The organism is Photobacterium sp. S4TG1, assembly GCF_036040035.1.
Classification (GTDB): Bacteria; Pseudomonadota; Gammaproteobacteria; order Enterobacterales; family Vibrionaceae; genus Photobacterium.
This window is the reverse complement of sequence record NZ_JAYXUH010000006.1, coordinates 129,877-149,979: the sequence shown is the minus strand read 5'-3', so window position 1 is coordinate 149,979 and position 20,103 is coordinate 129,877. Positions and strand designations below refer to the sequence as shown.

Below are 20,103 nucleotides of genomic sequence, written 5' to 3'. Positions count from 1 at the left end.
AAAGATGGCACTAATTAAAATCAGTAACGCCCAACTAGCCTATGGCGATCATGCTTTACTCGATAAAGCTGAATTTCTTCTTCATTCTCATGAGCGTGTTTGTCTTGTTGGTCGTAATGGCGCAGGCAAATCAACATTAATGAAAGTGATTGCTGGTGAGGTATTACTTGATGACGGTAGCATTCAACGTCAAAACGAGCTGGTGGTTTCGCGCTTAGAGCAAGATCCACCACGTAATGCTGAAGGTTCAGTCTTTGATTATGTTGCTGAAGGTCTTGCTGATGCCGGTCGTGTATTACGTGAATATCACCACCAGTTAGATTTAGTGACAGAAGATCCTAGTGAAGCGAATATTAATAAGCTAGCGCGTATTCAAGAACAAGTTGATCACCATAATGGTTGGCAGCTTGATACACGCATTGCTGCTGTTCTAGAAAGTTTAAAATTAGAACCACATACACTGTTAACTGACCTTTCTGGTGGTTGGCAACGTAAAGCGGCACTTGCTCGTGCGCTTGTATGTGATCCTGATATCCTTTTATTGGATGAGCCAACGAACCACCTCGACGTAACAACAATTGAATGGCTTGAAGGTTTCTTAAAAGATTTCCGTGGTTCAATTATCTTTATTTCTCACGACCGTGCATTCATTCGTTCAATGGCAACACGTATTATCGATTTAGATCGTGGTCAATTAGTGTCTTTCCCTGGTGACTATGAAGCTTACTTAGATGCTAAAACTGAACTATTACGTGTAGAAGAAGAACAAAACGCGTTATTTGATAAGAAATTAGCGCAAGAAGAAGTATGGATCCGTCAAGGTATTAAAGCACGTCGTACGCGTAATGAAGGGCGTGTTCGTGCACTTAAAGCATTACGTAACGAGCGTAGTGAGCGTCGTGACGTGGTTGGTAAAGCTGATATGCAGCTACAAGATGCTAACCGTTCAGGTAAGATTGTCTTTGAAGCTAAAAATATCGGTTATAGTTACGGCGATAAGCAAATCGTTAAAGACTTTAGCTTTAATGTTATGCGTGGCGATCGTATTGCATTAATTGGTCCTAACGGTTGTGGTAAGAGTACGCTGATTAAAGTGATGCTTGATAAATTACAAGCAACAGAAGGTGACTTCCATTGTGGTACTAAACTTGAAGTCGCTTATTTTGACCAATACCGTGAAATTCTAGATCCAGAGAAAACGGTAATGGATAACCTTGCTGACGGTAAGCAAGAAGTAACCATTAATGGTAAGACGCGTCATGCTTTAGGTTACTTACAAGATTTCTTATTCCATCCTCGTCGTGCTCGTACGCCGGTTAAAGCATTGTCTGGTGGTGAGAAAAACCGTTTGTTACTCGCAAAATTGTTCCTTAAGCCTAATAATTTATTGGTTCTCGATGAACCAACAAACGATTTAGATATCGAAACATTGGAACTTTTAGAAGATATTCTTGCCAATTATCAAGGGACACTACTTTTAGTCAGTCACGATCGTCAATTTGTTGATAATACTGTGACTACAAGCTGGATTTTTGAAGGTGATGGCGTTGTTAACGAATACGTTGGCGGTTACCATGATGCTCAGTCTCAGCGTGCTAATTCTTATGCTAATCAAGCGAAAGAGCAGGCAGCTCAAATTGAATTAGCAAAAAAGAAAAAAGCAGATCAAGAACAAAAGCAGCAACAAGCAACACCTAAACGTGCAGGTAAGAAGCTATCTTTTACGCTTCAACATGAGTTAGCAGGCTTACCGCAAAAAATTGAAGACTTAGAGAATGAAATCGCAAAATTGCAGGAACAAGTTAATGACCCTGCGTTTTTCTCGGATCCGAAAAAAGATACTCAAGCGACTCTTACAGCTTTAGCTAAGCTTGAAGAAGAATTTGAAGTAGCTTTTGAACGATGGGAAGAGCTGGACGCGATGCAAAAGGAATCCTAATGCCACATAAGATGTTAAAGCTTTCTACACTTGCTATTTTAATTGCAGGGGCATCACAAGCGAGTGCTGCTGTATATACTGTTGTACCTGTTGCAAATGCTGATAGTGCAGGTGTTAAGCAACTCGCTAATCAAGATTATTTTGCAGAAGCTCAAGCTAACGCAAACAGTACGCCGATCACTGTATCAAGTACGGGTATTAAGCCATCAGCTGAGAATGCGAACTGTTTTACAGGTACTGAGTGTGCTGTTGATGATTACACTGTTACAGGTGTTGCTCGTCGTGGTACAGAAGGTACACCAATTGTTGATGTCACACCATACAATCAAAATAGCCAAGATATTGTTAACCAATATGAATTACATCGTTATTGTGATGATTACTTAGGTTATGGCACTTGTGATGTTTGGGCTGAAAATCAATTTTTTGGTCTGAAATATACTGATGATAATGAATGGGATGGTCAAGGTTTAGGTGGCTTACAGAAAAAGTTAGCTGCTTGGGTATACGGTTACCATTCTAATTCTCAAGGCTTATTGAATGGTGAAGCTATAGATTCTTTTGCTACTGATGCGGCAAAATACGATGGTACTCAAAAATCAAACCTTGGTAATATTATTGCCGACACTACAGACACGCTTGTAAAGGGCGCTGTAGGAACTAATTTTGTTTACGGTATTACTTCATCGTCATTATTTAAGAATGGCTCTGGTATGCCGCGTGCATTTGAAAAGCGTGGTTTTGTTAATACTAACGGTCAGTCTGTTCAATTAGCGCCTGTAACTACATCAAATGCACTTGTTTCAAATATGGGACAAACACAGGCTAATGATGCTGTTGCTATGACTGACGGTAAGTTACTTGTTGTTGGTTCATCATCTTATGCGCCAAGTTTCTTCGCTAAAGATAGTGATGGCAAAGATCGTGAAGATGATGATAAATTACCAAGCTCTCAAGATATCTTAAATGATGGTTCAGACTTACTTCATTTTGACACAATGAAGTTATGTACAACCAACGTATCTGAGAATATTTATTCAAATTGGGAATGTCAGTTTAGTACGTTTGCAAACGAAGCTGCATATTGGCTGGTGGATACTGATGGAAGTGTAACATCCCATGCCATTACTGCGGGTAGCGGCGATAATCGTGACGGCTTAGCTGTTATTGATAAAGACAATGACGCATTATCATTTCAAGCCTCAGCTCAAGCGGTTACATTAGATGCCAACGGTAATCCCATTGTTGCTGGTTATTCAACAACAGATGTTAGAGATGACTTTTACGCAATACAAGCAGCATATTTCACACCTAAATCTGCTGATTTAACCTCATGGACTCGTACTTTAATTCCTGGATTAGATATTAAGCCTGGTGACGATCGTGATTTTACTTACACTATGGCAAATGGTGTTAACAATAAGTCTGTTATTGTAGGTGATGCAAAAGGTAATGGTGAGAAACCACAACGTGCATTCGTTTACAAAGCAGGACAAAGTAAAGCGCAGTTTTTTGATGATCTAGCACCGTCTATTTTCTTTAAAGATTCAAACAGTAATGCAGCTGCAGTCAATGATAATGATCAAGTTGTAGGCTGGGTTGATATTGAAGCAAGTAGAGGTAAAGAAGCACGTCATCGCGCATTTACTTATATGACAAATAATTCTGTTATTAAGAATGCTAATGGTGAAGTTGTTCTTGCTCCAAATAAGGCATGGATGCTTGATGATCTAACCAATGATCCAAATGCAGGCGTGGGTTCTGTAGCAAACTCATACCGTATTTTAGACGCGACTGGTGTTAACAATGCGGGTGTGATTGCAGCGACTGCTTATTACTGTCAAGGTGGATATGCGAATCTTAGTAATCTTGCCCATTGTAATAGTACAGAGCAACGTGTCATCGTTAAGCTAGTACCTAATGCAAATGCAACAGCTAACGATATTCAACCTCGTGTAAAAGATGAAGATGAACCTTTGGAGCGTTCAGGCGGTTCATTAGGCATTTTAGCTTTGACAGCACTAGGTTTTATTGGTTTCAGAAGAAGAAAATAATTTTTTAATTAAATTATTTAATTGCAACGGGCTCACAAATTGTGAGCCCGTTTTGTTTTTGAGCTTGATCAATTTCAAAATTTGACCCATTTTTAATAAAGGAGTCATAACACTCCGTCATTACTTTAGTGTAATGAAAAGTACCAAACAGATAAGGATGAGGATCGAACTATGAAGAGACAAAAGCGGGATCGTTTAGAACGCGCACAAGCTCGAGGTTATCAAGCCGGTTTGAATGGCCGTTCTACAGATGATTGTCCGTACAACGGTACTGACGCCCGTACGAATTGGTTAGGCGGTTGGCGAGACGCAAGAGAGGAAATGCAACAAGGTCTCTATAAATAAGATAACCTCCCTCATGGTTAACCTTTCTGAGGCCCCTTAGGAGAAGGGGCTTTTTATTATTGCTATCATTCTTGTAGAACGATGTTTATCACACTCGCGAAATAAGCTATCTATTTCTAATTTATTGCTGGTGGATGTTAAATTAGCTAGCATTAATTTCAAAGGTGATTGATCGGCGGTGGTATTGTCTGAGGCAATTATTGGTGGGTACAATAGAATATTAAATAGATAAAACAAGCGAAAAAAAAGCTCTGAAGAAAACCCCAGAGCTTTAATATTTTAGCATCTAGTTGTATTAGAAGTTGTCCGTATCTTTAAATAGACCTACTTTAAGATCTTTAGCAACATAGATTTCTTTGCCATCAACAAGAACGCGGCCATCTGCAACACCCATAATAAGCTTACGGTTGATAACACGTTTAAGTTGAATATCGTAAGTGACTTTTTTCGCTGTTGGTAATACTTGGCCTGTAAATTTAACTTCACCAACACCAAGTGCACGGCCTTTACCTTCACCGCCAGACCAACCAAGGAAGAAACCAACAAGCTGCCACATAGCATCTAAGCCAAGACAACCAGGCATTACTGGATCACCAATAAAGTGACAATTAAAGAACCATAGATCAGGATTGATATCTAATTCCGCATGGATAAAGCCTTTGCCGTGGTCTCCACCTTCAGCTGAGATATTCACAACACGGTCAATCATCAGCATATTGTCTACTGGTAGTGATGGAAATTCAGGACCGTATAGCTCGCTTTTACCACATGCAACTAGTTCTTCGTGTGTATAAGAATTCTGGCGTGTCATTAGAATCATTTACTCCTTCAAAAGTATGCAAGCAATTTAGCTTACACGTGTACGCTAAACAACTCGGATCAGTTCTGGCCCAACCAGTTGGATATCATTAATCGTAGTCGATTTACAATACCAATCTCACTTGAAAGGTCGCCATGGTGGAAATAATCGATGCGTTCTTCAATTAAAGAGAGGATAGTTTCGTCGTCCTCGTTTTCACTACGGAACGCTTTATTGGTAAGGCGAGGGATCGCTTCATCAACATTATTTACCGCCCAAACATGGAATTGTTTCGCTTTAATTGCTTCGATCACTTCATCGTTTAAGCAAAGGCTTGATAAATTAGTATGCGGTAAAATTACACCCTGATTACCCGTTAGGCCGCGATGAACACAAACCTTATAGAAGCCTTCAATCTTTTGGTTGATGCCACCAACCGCCTGCACACGGCCAAATTGGTCAACTGCGCCTGTCACTGCAATTTCTTGATTAATAGGTTGTAAGGATAATGCAGACATTAATGCACAAAGTTCAGCTAATGATGCGCTATCACCATCAACTTCTGAATAGGATTGTTCAAAAACAATCGATGCAGAATAAGGAAGCGCTTGATCTAAATCTAGGGCTGTTGCGACAAAGGCTTGCATGATCATCATACCTTTCGCGTGAATATTACCGCCAAGTTCAACCTTACGTTCAACATCAGTAATATCACCATCGCCAAAGTGGACCACACACGAAATACGTGCTGGCTCACCGTAAGCGCTAGGATGTCCTGGCATTTCAACAACCGTTAAGCCATTAACTTGACCGATTTCTTCACCTTCAGTCGCAATTAATACTTGGCCGTGATGGATATCTGCAATGGCACGCTCAGGTAAATATGACTCACGATATTCTTTTGCTCTTAATGACGCTTTGATGTGAGCCGCAGTAATTAGATTACCTTCTGACTCAACTGACGCTTCTGAGAGCAAATTTAAATGCCATAATGGACATAAAGGTAAGCGTGTTTGATCTTCTGCGTGACGAGCACCTGCGAGTAATAGAGTATGAATCGCGTCTGAATCAGCAAAAGCGGGTAAGTTATAGTATTGGCTAATACCTTTAACATAACTGATGTAATCGGTCAGTGTTGCTTCATTAAGCAATAGATCTTGCTCAAATTCACCGTACATTGCCATACCATCACTTAAATCAGGCTCGGCAGCATCAAGCTCTGCCATTAAATAACGTTCGCCTATAATTATAAGCTTAACATTAACTGTTTCTGATACTGGTATTTCATAGAGACGTTTATTCGTGATAGGTTGCCACTCAAGTTGGCCATCCATTAGAACATTTTTTAACTGCGGCCATAAGCTTGGATCGCTTAAAATGGCAGTAATAGATAAAACAAGGTAACCGTTATGGGCTTGATGAAGTAGACCGTGTTTTAATTGTGGTTGTGTTTCACCGTCTTTAGCCGGATAAACTGCGCCAAATAACTTCTCATGAGTGACGTTGTCACCTGCAATGATGATGGGTTGTTCTACAGTGTTTTCATTATTTACGCTTGATTTATTAATACTTTTTTTTAGCAATTCAATAATGTAATCACGATATAACGTGTTATCGGAAGCTGTAATGCGTAGAATGCGTGGCTGTAAATTCATCGCGGTGAAGCGGCGTATAGCATCTGACAAGCGAGACTGAAGGATGCCGACCAGAGTAGGTTCTAGATCATCATATTGATCTAATACGTGCTGATACGGGCTGTAATCTGGAAACATGTTACGCCAAGATTCTTCATGCATAAATTTATGATTTCTATTGTTACTGTGATAAAGATGTGCAGTATAAAGCAATCAAAGGGCTCATAATAGACACTTATCGTCTATATTTAAATTTCAATATTAAGGCGACTTAATATTAAGAGAATAGATTGTTATTTTACCGTTCCAGAGTTACACTGTAACAGTTAACTTTAATAGTTTGAGAATTATCAATCCTATGAAATATCAGCAACTTGAGAACCTTGAAGCAGGTTGGAAATGGACTTATTTGGTGAAGAAATGGAAAGAAGGAGAGGCAATAACAAGCTTTGTTGATCAAAGTGAAGCTGATGCAGCAATACAAACCTTGCTCGCAATTGAACATGAACCAACCAAGGTTATCGAGTGGATTAATAGCAATATGGCGAATAGTTTAGAGAATAAACTAAAACAAGCCATTAGAGCCAAGCGTAAGCGGCATTTTAATTCTGAACAGACGCATACAAAAAAGAAATCCATTGATTTGGATTACCGCGTTTGGGAAAAATTAGCCGAAAAATCACAAGAGTTAGGCTCAACATTATCAGACACTATTGAATATTTGATCAGTGAAAGCTCTCGAACCGAACAAGCGAGTCAAACCGTTTCAGATTTAAAAAATGACCTTAACCAACTACTTAATTCAGATTCTTTTGAATAATATACTTTTGATGACGTCGTTGGTGTTTTTCTTTTAAGCTAAACTTTATTATTAAGGAGTGTGTAATGGAATATGTTCTTTTATTAGCTGTTGTGGTTATTTTTCTTGTATTTAAAGATCGACCAGTAATGGTACTAGAGTTTAAAGATGGTGAGCTTACTAAGACAAAAGGGCAAGTGCCTACTGGATTTCAAACTGCTTGTCGAGATATAGCTCATAAAACCCCATTCTCTGGACGCGTAAAAGTATATAAAACACGATTTGCGACTAAATTAGATTTTTCAAATACCGTTCCACCTAAAGTAAAACAACGTATAAAGAATGTTTTTCCTCATAACATATCGACATCAAAACGTGGAAAAAGAGCATAATATGGATTTTAAATAAAATAACGCTATCAATTTCGGTAGCGTTTTTTATTATAATGAGGTTTTAAATGATAACACCCTATGCAAAGCGGTTATTAAAAGGGGATGATTTACGTTATTCACTATTAGAAATTATTCAATTAAAGAAGATACAGGCTGGTTCATTATTAACAGGCATCGGCTGCTTATCTCAAGCTAAAATTAGATTAGCAAATGAGCAAAAAATATTACACCTTGAAGGGCCATTAGAAATTATATCGTTGTCTGGAACATTAACACCTAAGCATGTTCATGTACATATTTCTGTAGCTGATAGTGAGGGGCGTGTATACGGCGGCCATTTAGTTCCCGGTTGTATAGTGTCTTACACTGCAGAACTTTGCTTACTTGAATATAATAATTTAAAATTTATATGTGAGTATGATAATAAAACGGGCTTTGATGAACTGGTTATATTTGAAAATAACTAATCAGCCCAAGTTATTTATTCTTGGGCTGTCATTGTTATCCAATAGATTTCAGTAATGCTTCTTTACTTTGAATAAAAAAGGCAATCTTTTCTTTTAATTCTGCTAGTTCTGTTTCTGCTTTTAGTCGCAGAATTGTTTCTTTTTCTAATTTTTCGCCAATTTCAACAGCTAAATAACCACCTTTAATTAATGCTTTAGTTGTTACATTTGTTTCTGTAAGAGATTTTAATGCTTCAATCATGTAATAATGTTGATCGATATCTCTAATTGTAATAGCCATAGATACTCCTTTTGTTATTAATAATATCAAGAAGATAGTAATCAGTGAATCTTTTATTCTAATGCACTATAACTTTATTTATACTCTTATTTTAAAGCCATCTCTCGACGACTTTAAATTTTAAATTATTGTTCTTTTTCCTATTAGAATCTCAGAAAAAGCCCCGTTTTGACAAGAAAAAGGGGAGCGTGATATATAAATAGCATCACCAGAACGTAATGAGTCTATAAAAAAGTTACTAAACATTAACTGTGAATTATTACTATCTAAATGCTCCATACCTAATAAATAGTAGTGGTTTTGGAATCTCAAAAATAAACCATTAAAACGACTAGAATAATAATTATTCGTACTACATTTTCGTGAAATCAACATAGAAGCATGGCCATCATTCAATGTTAACTGTAATGTATCCTGTGCTGCATTATTATTTTTTGTAGAAAACTCATATGTAGCTTTCGTATTTACTGAGCTGATTATTGATTGAGCTAATAAAAAAACAATTGCACTAATAATGCCAATAAGCGCTTTATTTAACACTACAAATTTCCTGTTTGATCGTTGATGAGTAATCAACAAAATGGCCATTACTTATGCTAAATAATTGATAATAATTACAACCTTTACTCATCGGAAAGGCGTACCATTGGCTTATACTGCTATTATCATTTTGTAATATTGCATTCTGCACCGGTTTAGGCAAATCTACACCATCATAAATAACAGGTAATCCTTCAACAGAAGTTGTATCAACAAAAAATAACAAGCGATAACAAATTATTAATGTAGTAAAGAAAAAAGCAAGAGCAATGATAATATCAAACAGTTTTATATTACGGATACGTGTTTTTTTAAAAGCTACGTTGTCTAATTCTTGATGTTTTATATCTTCTTTTTTTTCATTTTTAACAATGGATTGAGCTTCACTATTTACAGCATCATTTTTAGGAGGGTGAGAACCGTCATCAATAAGTGCTGTTTGTCGAATACAATATCCTAATTTAGGCTCAGTCGTTATTATTTTATGCTCACCAATTTTAGTAAATGCAGTACGTAAATTTTTAATTGCAACCGTTAATGAATTATTGGTAACAATTTTACCTTGCCAGCATTCAGCTAATAAAACTTCTCTATATATTGTATTATTAGCTGCTTCAGCAAGAAGAGTGAAAATTAAGGTTTCCGATCGTGATGCTTTAATAAAAGCACCATCACTAATCCGCGTTATGGTTCTACGTGCAAAATCAACATCGAAACGCCCAAGACGTTTACAACCGCCGTTTACTTCATCGTTCATTTTTATTCTTATCTATCAGTTTTAGCTATAAAACAATAACTAAATTGTCATCAAATACACAATATCAAAGTAGAGACAGTGTCTTAGTATTCTATACAAAACCGCTAAATATGCAATTGTGAAACGGGTATAACCATCATAAAACCTATAACTCTTCGAGATGATTTATTCTCTTTAGAAGATAATCTATACATTATTGTCTTAAATCTAAGTATTTTTATCGTAAATGTTAATTTCCTACCTGGCTAATGCAAGATAACTTATATTTTATGGTACTAATAGTGCAGAAAATTTAAATACGAAGAGCAAAACGCTGGTTTATTATGGTTAAAAATAGGCAATAAAAGAGGATATTATTCATAGAGACTGATATATTTTGTTGAATTCTGCTTAATCAATGGATGTTGATCACGATAAAAACATCCATTGATTAAGCTACAATGATAAAGCTAAGATTATAGAGCAGGGAAGTTAGGCATTTTTCAAACGTCTTAAAAAATGACCATATTGAATGATGATGGTGCCATCTTGGCGATCAAGAACCTTAACACCTTGATGTACAAGCCGTTGATTTTCTTCAGTTGGGTCAATTAAATAGATGACTTTGTCGTATTGAAATGTCAGTGACTTTGAGACTTTTCTTGGCTCTTGCCATGCGAAAATATCATGTAATTCATCTACTGATTCTCGTAATGGCCGATGCATGTCTTTAGGATATTGAGCAGCTTTGACAAAACGTTGGTTAAAAACAGTGATAAAGTCGGGGAGCCACGCATTAGCTTGTTCAATATTATCAATGTGTTGTAAACGCATTTCTTTGACTAAGCGATCTTGTAAGGTTTTGTTAGCACGCTCAACACGACCTTTAGCTTGAGAGCTATTTGCGCAAATCAATTCAATGTTTAAGTCATGCAATACACGACCAAACTGAGTCATACGGTTGGTTTTTGCATCCCGTTTACTGACATGAAATACCGCATGCCGATCACTATAAAAAGCAGAGGGTTTGCCATGGTGTTCAACATATTCACGCGTGGCGACCATATAATCAAACACAGATTCTGTTTCACTAAAACGTAAGTTCATCAGTTTGCCGGTGGCATCATCAATGAAAACCAACAAACAACATTTGTCACTGCGACCTTCAAACCAATCGTGATGTGAACCATCTATTTGAATTAACTCGCCATAACAATCACGACGATGACGCGGTTGATAGACGCAAGGCTTACGTTTGAAATGTGGTACCCAAAAGCGATCAGCGATCATCCATTGGCGTAAGGTTTCTAATCCAATTTTAATGCCGTGGCGTTCAATCAATTTTTCACGTGCCAATGTCGGCCCAAAGTCTGCGTAATATTCGTGGATCAGGTTTAAACATTGATGGCGTATATCAGCATTAATTTTATTGCCTGGTGATTGGCCACGACGCTGATGAACCAAACCAACAGCACCGAGATCTCGATAGCGTGTTATTAATCGTTGAACCTGACGAACACTGACATTAAGAAGCTGTGCAGCATCTTTACGTTTGATTCGTTTTTCACAAACATCACGAATTGTACCTAAGCGAAATATCTCTTTGTCATTCATGGTAACCAACATATTTTGTTTAACTCAAATTGATCAGCAGATACTGATCACTATAGAAAAACAGGACATTTTAGCTTTGCAAAAAAGAGACACTTTACCTTGGGAGCTACAACCTAAGTGCGCATTATGTATATTATGTTAAATAAGGTGTAAGGTATTGAGTCTCTGCTGCTATATTGTATGAACTTACCTTTAAGTACTCCTCTTTTATCTTGTACTTTATCAGTTGAACCGGTCTATTTAACAGTATTAGCTATTTACCATAAAATAGGTAATTAACACTTAATTTAAATACTGCCGCACATGTTCATTTTGCTTGGTACTTAAATTAAGTGTTAATTACTCACAGATCAAAAAAACGGACAACTATAATAGCTGTCCGTTTGGTTCATCAATCAACGTTCATTTATGACGATACTTTACTGACAGATTTTAGATTTTGGTATTTTTCCAGCATTAAATCTAATTCTTCTGGTTGTATTGGTTTAGCTAAAAACCCATTCATTCCAGCTTGTTGATATAGAAATTGATCACTTTGCATTGCATTTGCCGTTAAAGCTACGACTGGAATGTTTATATTGAGCTTTCTGATATGCTTCGTCGCTTCTAATCCATCTAAAACAGGCATTGATATATCCATAAGCACTAAATCAAACATATTGTGACACTGTAACAGTTTTAAAACCGCCTCTTGCCCATGATTAGTTATCGTGACCTTATGACCTCGGCGCTCTAACATTAGCTTAGCGACTAACTGATTAGTTGGACTGTCTTCTGCTAATAATATATCTAAAGACCGCGTTGAGTGTGAATGCTTATCGGCCGTTAAATTTTCGGTCTGTTCAACAGCTGGCTTAATGGGAAATGTTATTTTAAAACAACTCCCCACACCTAACTCACTGCTAAGTGTAATATTACCGTGCATTTTTTTGATCAATAACTGACTGATCGTCAATCCTAATCCTGTGCCACCGTACTTACGAGTAATACTACCATCAGCTTGGTGAAAAGGATGAAATAGATTATCTTGAGCATCTTCAGCAATACCGATACCAGTATCACAAACGGAAATCTCAATATTGTTATCAACTTTATTAGCAATGATTTTAACTAAACCAATATCTGTAAATTTAATCGCATTACCAATGAGGTTAAACATGATTTGAATAATACGATTCTTATCTGCAAAGATATATTCAGGAATTGATTTAGCAATATCACACTCTAGAAGTATGCCTTTTTTATTGGCTTCTGGTAGAAGTTGGTTCTTCACTAAAACAATACTGTCAGAAAGATTTATATTGCTATTAAACAGTTCAAAACTACCTGATTCAATACGGGATAAATCAAGAATGTCATTAATAATAGTTAATAGTAAATGTGCTGATTGCTCCATTTGCCCTAACCATTGTCGCTGTCCATTCTCTAAGCCTGATGAAGACAACATATCCATTAAGCCTAATACTGCATTTAATGGCGTTCGTATTTCATGACTCATCATTGCAATAAATTGTGATTTGGCTTTGTTTGCTGCCTCAGATTGTTGACGTGCTTGCTGTAAATCAAATAGTCGTTTTTTCCTAACCGTGATATTTTTTACAGTACCACGATATCCTAACAGTATCCCGTGCTTACTATAGTAAGGTGTACCGCTAAAACTTAACCATTGTTCTTTGCCATCAATGAATAATTGCCATTCTAGATCTTCAAACGATTTATTTTGTTGTAATTGTGTACGAAACTTTTGTTTGAAATCTTCATGCTCGCCAAAGAAATCTAAGATATTATCTTTATCTATTAAGTGGTTAGCGATTTGAGCTGCAGAAATATAACTGAATTTATAGTCAGTGTCGATTTCCCAGAACCAATCACCAACAGTACGAGCAAAGTCTTTAAATCGTTGCTGACTATGGATCAATTCTTGGGTTCGTGCTGTCACTAAAGACTGTAACCGCTCACGATAATCAATATCTATAATCGCACGTTCAAGTAATGGCCGGAATCTATTTAGCACTCGACGGCAACTGGATGTGAAATGCCCTTTTTCACTACTCATTAGAATGATCATGGCATCACCAGAGCTAATCTTCACACCAGTAATTAAACTAGAATGACAAATATTTAATAGATCTGGGCTTTTATTTTTAAATTCTTCTATATCTTTGGGTGAATATAAAGCGATACATTCGCCATTTATACACCGATTAAAGGTACTACTAACTTGCCAATGACTTAAATCAAGGGCTGTTACTGTGCTCATTAATACATGTAAATCAGATGCTTCGTCATCACGAGTTAAAACAATAGCATTATCAAAAGCAATAAACTTACGTAATACTTCTAATAAACTATTAAAAACTTGTCGCTTATTATTAGCGCCAGCCATTGCTGAGACACCCTCAAGAATAGCCGCATTCTCTATACGTAATTGTGTTTCTCTTTCTTGAGTTCGCTGAAGATCTAATAACGTTTCTTGTAGTTTTTCTGAATCACTACTAATCATAAATATTAGTCCCTATGAAAAACAACAGCGGAAATCATTAAATTGCCATGAGCATTTTCACCCGTAACAAATTGTCCTTGCTCACCAAAAGTAAATGGACAAACAAACGGTTTATTATGCATGGCTATATTCACATACACTGCAACTTCGTTCATACGCTGCTGAACTTTAAGCATACAACCTGCACAATATATTGTTAAACCACCAATAGGATTTAATTTAATGCCATTAGTTGCAGTTATTACTCGGCCTGCCCGTGTTATTAAACGTTCATCAGTACCTGTCATAAAATATAACCGTTCGCCTTCAATAATTGAGGCAAACATTTTTAATCCATTCGTTTGAGTAACCATTAGTGGATGAGCTAATTTAAAATAAGGTAAATCATGGATAGTGCCAACTAAACGACCAAGTGGATTTAAACTACTTTCATTTATAATACTGCTATTAGCTTCAAATTTCTGTTGAATCCATTTTTGGTAAACGTCTGCTGCAGGTTGATGATCTAGTTCAATAACCTCACGTCCACGTACCTTTGTTGCAATAGCTGAATATTCTGTTGCGGCATATCCTGAGTGAAAAGAAAAACTTATTTCACAATTAGGATAAAATACAGTAATACCTATACCTTGTTGTGTTTGTTGTTCTTGATTAAATATCTGCCACTTACCTTCTACATTATTATCTGCTGCGCTACCGCCAATAATAGCAATATTTTTTCCAACTACATCTTCTATACCACGAATAACCTCTTCTTCGTTACCAGGTGTAGCATGAAGTAATATTAATGCCGGCGATTCACCAATACGGCCGCTATTATTAATGGCTTTAAGTATTGCCTGACGGGCTATATTAAAGATGGAACTATTAGAAGAAACAATTGATGTTCCATAAGCACCAATAATATCATTAATAGCCCAAAGTGCTAGGCCTTGTCCTTTTATATACCCATCTTCTGTCATAAACCCCTGACAAGATGAGCAAGCAAGAAAAGGAGTATTTGGGTAATGTTCAGTCAACATTGATTGTAAAATATCGCAATCGTAATCTTCCGAAAAATACAGTAATAATAATGATGGTGGTGCTATTTTCTCATCTAATTTATTGATAGCTTCAATAATTGCGTCGCGAGAATTATTTAGCAAAGAAAAACTTGTTGCAATATCCATAGCCATATCTTTTTAATTTTTCCCTATCATAATCATTTTTCTGAATACGATCAGTAAGCAAATCATTTTTAATTGTTATTTTTTATCTTATTATTAATAATCACTCAGTTATCTCCTATCATAGTACAGTTAATAGACTCATGGAGTATTATGTCACATTCAATTGTTCAAAATGTTATCTTGGTTACAGGTGGTGCAAAAGGTATTGGGAAAGGTATTTGCCAATATTTATCAAATAAGAATAATATCGTCATTGCTATCGATATTGATATTGACGCAGGACATCAACTTGTTGCAGATGATCCTAAAATTCGTTTTTGGCCGGCGGATGTAACCAATAAAAATGACATCAAAACGATTATTAACGAAATAACATTACAGTTTGGTCAACTCAATGGCCTTGTCAATAATGCTGCAATTGCTGATCCTTATAACACCCCATTAGATTCATTATCTCTTGATGAATGGCAGCGTATTATTGATGTGAATTTAACTGCGCCATTAATGGTTACTCAACAATGTTTACCTTTATTAAAAGCATCACATGGAAGTGTTGTTAATATTGCTTCAACGAGAGCATTGCAATCAGAAGCAAATACTGAAGCTTACAGTGCAACGAAAGGAGGAATTGTTTCTTTAACACATGCATTAGCTGTAAGTTTAGGGCCTGAAATAAAAGTAAATTGTATTTCACCTGGTTGGATTAATGCTGCCAACAACACACTAAGCCAAATAGATCATCAGCAACACCTCACCGGACGTGTTGGGCATACTGATGATATAGCAGAAGTCATTGAACTTTTAATTTGTACCCAATCTGGATTTATTACGGGGCAAAATTTTGTTATTGATGGCGGAATGACAAAGAAGATGATTTATACAGAGTAAATAATGATGACAGTTTATTTACTCTATATAAGGTATTCGGCGCTACTTTAGGTCGAATATCACTGTTTATTAACAGTAAATTGTGACGAATAAATATCTTTATCCATTTTAATATCAATAACCCATGTCATTTTATCATGGGTGCAATCAGGAACAGTAAACTTACCAAGCCAACCTTCCTTTTGTTGCGTAAATTCAATAGGTAATATACCCATATTCATTGTTATACCACTAACAGTTGCACTAGGAGCAATGTCAACATTACTAATTTGTAGTTCAAGCGGTGCATCAGCTTGTGGTTCTTTTGATAGTAGTGTTACTGTTGCCTGCTTATTATTAATAGTAAATACACAATCGCCAACATTTAAATTGCACGTCGTTTCCTGAACCTGAGTTGGTACTTTTGGTTGGTATGTTACTGTTCTCCAAACAAAAGCCGTGATTAATATAATCATTAAAACAATAATTTGAATTAATCGGCCTCGTGTTAATTTTTGTGCTGCCATGGTTATTTATTCCTTGGTTACTATTGTAATATGTTCTGAAGTTAAAAATACTTTTTATATGATATTAAGTGCTAACCTTATAGGGAGCGAATAATTTTCCTATTTAATTACATGGGTATAGCAATAAATGACCTCAACAAGTATAACACCACCCATGGTTCAAGGTTGTTATCATTGTGGTGAACCAATCCCGGAAAAATGTAATTTAAGTGTTGAGATTCTCGGTGAATCTCGCCATCTATGCTGCGCTGGATGTGAAGCTGTCGCAACAATGATCGTTGAAAATAACCTAACCAATTATTATGAATACCGTACCCAACCGGCTCAAAAATCAGAATTAGTCCCTCAGCATCTAAAGACATTATTACTTTATGATCATCAAGATATACAAGATGACTTTGTAAGGGAAAATGCCCAACACCATAAAGAGATAGTACTCTCTGTTGATAGTGTTTCTTGCGCCGCTTGTGCATGGCTAATTGAAAAACAATTATATAAACAAAGTGGTGTTATTACTATTGAAGTTAATATTACTACTCAACGTGCATTATTAGTGTGGGATGACTCCCAGGTAAAATTAAGCCATTTACTTACGCTTATGCATCAATTAGGTTATAAAGCGGCACCTTTTGAAGTCGATGCACAAGAACAACACTACCAAAAAACAATGCGTCATTATCTTTATAAACTTGGTATTGCTGGCATTGCGACAATGCAAGTTATGATGTTTGCCATCGCCTTGTATTTTGATGTTTTTGATAAACATGAGAACAGCTTTCGGAATTATTTACGCTGGATAAGTCTTTTTATTACAACGCCTGTACTATTATATTCAGCGTTGCCTTTCTACCGAAATGCATGGCGTAATATTAAAGCGTTAACATTAGGAATGGATGTTCCTGTTTCTATTGCTTTATTATGCGCTTATAGTGCGAGTATTTTTGCTACAGTCACAGATCAAGGTGAAGTATATTTTGAATCAATTTCGATGTTTACTTTTTTCCTGCTTCTAGGTCGATTTTTAGAAATGCGAGCAAGACGCCATGCAACAGCAATCAGTTCAAACCTCTTAAAACTCATACCAGCAATGGCAACTCTGGTTTCTGGTGAGCAAGTAGCAGCAAAAACCTTGAAAAAAGGTGACACTGTCACGATACTGCCTGGGGAATATCTCCCTGCCGATGGGGTTATTATTCAAGGACTAACAACCATCGACGAATCAATGCTGACAGGGGAATCAATCGCAGTTAAACGTTCTAAAAATGCCCATGTTTTTGCAGGGACATTAAATGGAAATGGCAATATAACCATCAAAGTGACGCATAACCGAAAAGATGCCTTCATTTCAAGCATTATACGCTTACAAGATCAGGCGTTATATTCTAAGCCTAAAATTGCCGTAATGGCTGATAATGTTGCACGTTATTTTGTTGGTGCTATTTTGGTTATTGCTGTCATGACATGGCTATATTGGCATGTTTATCGTCCAGAAGATGCTTTATGGATAACACTGGCTGTATTAGTTGCAACCTGCCCTTGTGCATTATCACTTGCCACACCAACAGCCCTTACTTGTTCGACATCAAGTCTAGGACAGTTAGGGTTATTAGTTCGTCGTGGCCATGTTCTTGAAACTTTATGCAAAGTAAATCATGTCATTATAGATAAAACAGGAACGTTAACGGAAGGAAATGTTCAGTTAGTTGGTACCACTATTTTTGGGCAGTATTCAACCTCTGATGTGCTTACATACGCAGCCGAATTAGAACGCTATGCTAATCACCCTTTAACTAAGCCTTTTCTTCCTTACCAAGCGAAAAGACCACTTTTTGATAGTGTTAAAAATATCGTTGGCCATGGCTTAAGTGGCAAAATAAACAACCAACAATGGCGTATTGGTAAATACGAATTCGTTAGGGATAGTCAATCCAATTTAGCCCCTCTTGCGAATGTTGATTATTGCGATGACTATTCAATATGGCTCTCATGTGATAACCATATAGTTGCCGCATTCAAAATTGAGGATCCTCTTCGCCAAGACAGTAAACAATTGGTAGATAGCTTTAAGCTACAAGGAATGAAAGTCACGATATTAACAGGAGATAATTCTGTTCATGCTCAACGTGTCGCTGAACAATTAAATATTGATCATTTACACGCAAATATGACGCCAATAGGTAAATTAAATTTTTTAAAGGAAATACCCGCAACGGATGTTTCATTAATGATTGGTGATGGCATTAACGATGCCCCTATTCTAGCTGGTTCGCATCTATCAATTGCGCTTAATAGTGGAGCCGATATTGCAAAATCATCAGCTGACATCGTGTTGTTGGGTAATAATTTGTTATCTATTATTGCAGCGCGTCAATTAGCTTTACGCACTCGAAATATAATTCGAGAAAATTTGGCGTGGGCATTAGGCTATAATTTAATTATTCTCCCGCTGGCTATCGCTGGACTTGTTGTTCCTTATATTGCAGTTATAGGAATGTCTGTAAGTTCAATTATTGTTGTATCAAATTCTTTAAGGTTATTAAGATAAATGGCAATTCTTTACATATTAATACCAATAGTGCTCATTTTTATTTGCCTTACAATCATGGTTTTTTTATGGGCTGTACACAATAATCAATTTGAGGATTTGGAACACCAAGGTCACAATATTTTGTTTGATGATGATGTCGAAAAACCTTCACATCCTTCTCAAATGTCGTCAAAAAATAGCCCTCATTTATCTGATTCTGACGATGACAGAACTTAATTTTGTTGCTGCGCTACTCATTGGTTTAACGGGAGCAGGCCATTGTATTAGCATGTGTGGTGGTATCGCAGCGGCGGTAACTATTGGAATGCCAAACAAGCCCCAACATCATTGGATATATTTACTTTATTACAACCTAGGTCGAATAAGTTCATACATGATCGCAGGTTTGATTGTTAGCCAAGTTATTGTTGAAATTTCAGCCATAAGTAATTCGGCTAGTATATTGATTTTAATGAGAATAATAGCTTCTCTTATGATGATAATATTAGGGCTGTATATTGGAAAATGGTGGTCAGGCCTTACTTATATAGAGCGTGTTGGACATGTCATTTGGCGTTTTATTTTACCGTTAACGAAACACTTTTTACCATTAACATCACCGACTAAAGCAATCCCTTTTGGTTTCCTTTGGGGATGGTTACCCTGCGGGTTAGTTTACTCAACATTAACCTGGGCAGCCGTCTCTGGCAGTGCCATTGACGGCATGATGATTATGCTAGCTTTTGGCTTAGGAACCTTACCTGCAATGCTTGCTCTTGGGTCTATCGCTGACAAATTAAAATCATTATTGAGCAACAGCTACTTTAAACGAATTAATGGTTTATTTATCATCCTTTACGGTATTCATACTGGTTATATTGCAATCAATCAAATATGGTAAGGTTTTTAAC

Annotated in this window: 18 protein-coding genes and 1 pseudogene; 10 read left to right on the top strand and 9 right to left on the bottom strand. The window is 36.6% G+C overall.

The genetic code is table 11. The features are described 5' to 3' along the window. Window positions 1-4: 4 nt before the first annotated feature. The 3 genes from uup (at window position 5) to rmf (ending at window position 4,338) form a co-directional block, all read left to right on the top strand. Window positions 5-1,939, top strand: a complete 1,935-nt coding sequence (gene uup / locus VXS03_RS10090; protein ID WP_327763577.1) for an ATP-binding cassette ATPase Uup — start codon at window positions 5-7, stop codon at window positions 1,937-1,939. Beyond that, window positions 1,939-3,993, top strand: coding sequence for a DUF3466 family protein (locus tag VXS03_RS10085; protein ID WP_327763576.1), 2,055 nt, complete (start codon window positions 1,939-1,941; stop codon window positions 3,991-3,993). Before uup ends, VXS03_RS10085 begins: the two co-directional genes overlap by 1 nt. A 171-nt stretch (window positions 3,994-4,164) precedes the next feature. Then, the gene (rmf, locus tag VXS03_RS10080) at window positions 4,165-4,338 is read left to right on the top strand and encodes a ribosome modulation factor (RefSeq protein ID WP_036794667.1); all 174 of its coding nucleotides are present in this window, start codon (window positions 4,165-4,167) and stop codon (window positions 4,336-4,338) included. Window positions 4,339-4,633: 295 nt separating this feature from the next. Here the strand turns inward: rmf and fabA are convergent, their stop codons facing one another. Both fabA and VXS03_RS10070 read right to left on the bottom strand, forming a co-directional pair. After that, the gene (gene fabA, locus VXS03_RS10075; protein WP_045029019.1) at window positions 4,634-5,149 is read right to left on the bottom strand and encodes a 3-hydroxyacyl-[acyl-carrier-protein] dehydratase FabA; all 516 of its coding nucleotides are present in this window, start codon (window positions 5,147-5,149) and stop codon (window positions 4,634-4,636) included. A 68-nt stretch (window positions 5,150-5,217) separates the two neighbouring features. Then, on the bottom strand, window positions 5,218-6,933 hold the full coding sequence (locus VXS03_RS10070) for a Lon protease family protein (protein WP_327763574.1): 1,716 nt from the start codon (window positions 6,931-6,933) through the stop codon (window positions 5,218-5,220). 196 nt (window positions 6,934-7,129) lie between these two features. Between VXS03_RS10070 and matP the strand changes: the two genes are divergently transcribed. The 3 genes from matP (at window position 7,130) to VXS03_RS10055 (ending at window position 8,429) form a co-directional block, all read left to right on the top strand. After that, window positions 7,130-7,591: a macrodomain Ter protein MatP gene (gene matP / locus VXS03_RS10065; RefSeq protein ID WP_327763573.1), complete on the top strand. Its 462-nt coding sequence runs from the start codon at window positions 7,130-7,132 to the stop codon at window positions 7,589-7,591. 65 nt (window positions 7,592-7,656) lie between these two features. Further along, complete coding sequence (locus VXS03_RS10060; RefSeq protein ID WP_327763572.1) at window positions 7,657-7,962, top strand: DUF3634 family protein; 306 nt, start codon at window positions 7,657-7,659, stop codon at window positions 7,960-7,962. Window positions 7,963-8,027: 65 nt separating this feature from the next. Further along, complete coding sequence (locus VXS03_RS10055) at window positions 8,028-8,429, top strand: PPC domain-containing DNA-binding protein (RefSeq protein WP_327763571.1); 402 nt, start codon at window positions 8,028-8,030, stop codon at window positions 8,427-8,429. Window positions 8,430-8,463: 34 nt separating this feature from the next. Here the strand turns inward: VXS03_RS10055 and VXS03_RS10050 are convergent, their stop codons facing one another. The 6 genes and pseudogenes from VXS03_RS10050 to VXS03_RS10025 all read right to left on the bottom strand — a co-directional run bounded on the left by VXS03_RS10050 (window position 8,464) and on the right by VXS03_RS10025 (window position 15,271). Next, the gene (locus tag VXS03_RS10050; protein WP_327763569.1) at window positions 8,464-8,709 is read right to left on the bottom strand and encodes a hypothetical protein; all 246 of its coding nucleotides are present in this window, start codon (window positions 8,707-8,709) and stop codon (window positions 8,464-8,466) included. Window positions 8,710-8,829: 120 nt separating this feature from the next. After that, entirely contained in the window at window positions 8,830-9,249 is a 420-nt protein-coding gene (locus VXS03_RS10045; RefSeq protein WP_327763568.1) for a hypothetical protein, read from the bottom strand. After that, window positions 9,239-10,006 (bottom strand): winged helix-turn-helix domain-containing protein, encoded by a 768-nt coding sequence (locus tag VXS03_RS10040; protein WP_327763567.1) that lies wholly within the window; start codon window positions 10,004-10,006, stop codon window positions 9,239-9,241. The genes VXS03_RS10045 and VXS03_RS10040 overlap by 11 nt, the downstream gene beginning before the upstream one ends. A gap of 498 nt (window positions 10,007-10,504) precedes the next feature. After that, window positions 10,505-11,599, bottom strand: a pseudogene (locus tag VXS03_RS10035) (ISNCY family transposase); the annotation flags it as partial. A gap of 406 nt (window positions 11,600-12,005) precedes the next feature. Then, window positions 12,006-14,102, bottom strand: coding sequence for an ATP-binding protein (locus VXS03_RS10030; protein ID WP_327763566.1), 2,097 nt, complete (start codon window positions 14,100-14,102; stop codon window positions 12,006-12,008). Between the two features lie 5 nt (window positions 14,103-14,107). Further along, a complete protein-coding gene (locus VXS03_RS10025; protein ID WP_327763565.1) occupies window positions 14,108-15,271 on the bottom strand; it encodes an FIST signal transduction protein in 1,164 nt (387 codons plus the stop codon). 150 nt (window positions 15,272-15,421) lie between these two features. Here VXS03_RS10025 and VXS03_RS10020 point away from each other — a divergent pair, with 150 nt between their 5' ends. Then, window positions 15,422-16,159 carry an SDR family oxidoreductase gene (locus VXS03_RS10020; protein ID WP_327763563.1) on the top strand — a complete coding sequence of 246 codons (738 nt, stop codon included), beginning with the start codon at window positions 15,422-15,424 and terminating at the stop codon, window positions 16,157-16,159. Between the two features lie 59 nt (window positions 16,160-16,218). On the opposite strand, the gene VXS03_RS10015 is transcribed toward VXS03_RS10020, so the two are convergent. Beyond that, window positions 16,219-16,665, bottom strand: coding sequence for a hypothetical protein (locus VXS03_RS10015; RefSeq protein WP_327763561.1), 447 nt, complete (start codon window positions 16,663-16,665; stop codon window positions 16,219-16,221). A gap of 154 nt (window positions 16,666-16,819) precedes the next feature. Here VXS03_RS10015 and VXS03_RS10010 point away from each other — a divergent pair, with 154 nt between their 5' ends. Genes VXS03_RS10010 through VXS03_RS10000 form a run of 3 tightly spaced genes read left to right on the top strand, consistent with a single transcriptional unit; the run spans window position 16,820 to window position 20,093 of the window. Continuing rightward, window positions 16,820-19,210 carry a heavy metal translocating P-type ATPase gene (locus VXS03_RS10010; RefSeq protein WP_327763622.1) on the top strand — a complete coding sequence of 797 codons (2,391 nt, stop codon included), beginning with the start codon at window positions 16,820-16,822 and terminating at the stop codon, window positions 19,208-19,210. Next, window positions 19,211-19,429 carry a cbb3-type cytochrome oxidase assembly protein CcoS gene (gene ccoS, locus VXS03_RS10005; protein ID WP_327763560.1) on the top strand — a complete coding sequence of 73 codons (219 nt, stop codon included), beginning with the start codon at window positions 19,211-19,213 and terminating at the stop codon, window positions 19,427-19,429. It abuts the gene before it with no gap. After that, on the top strand, window positions 19,416-20,093 hold the full coding sequence (locus VXS03_RS10000) for a sulfite exporter TauE/SafE family protein (protein WP_327763559.1): 678 nt from the start codon (window positions 19,416-19,418) through the stop codon (window positions 20,091-20,093). The genes ccoS and VXS03_RS10000 overlap by 14 nt, the downstream gene beginning before the upstream one ends. The last annotated feature ends 10 nt before the right edge of the window (window positions 20,094-20,103 follow it).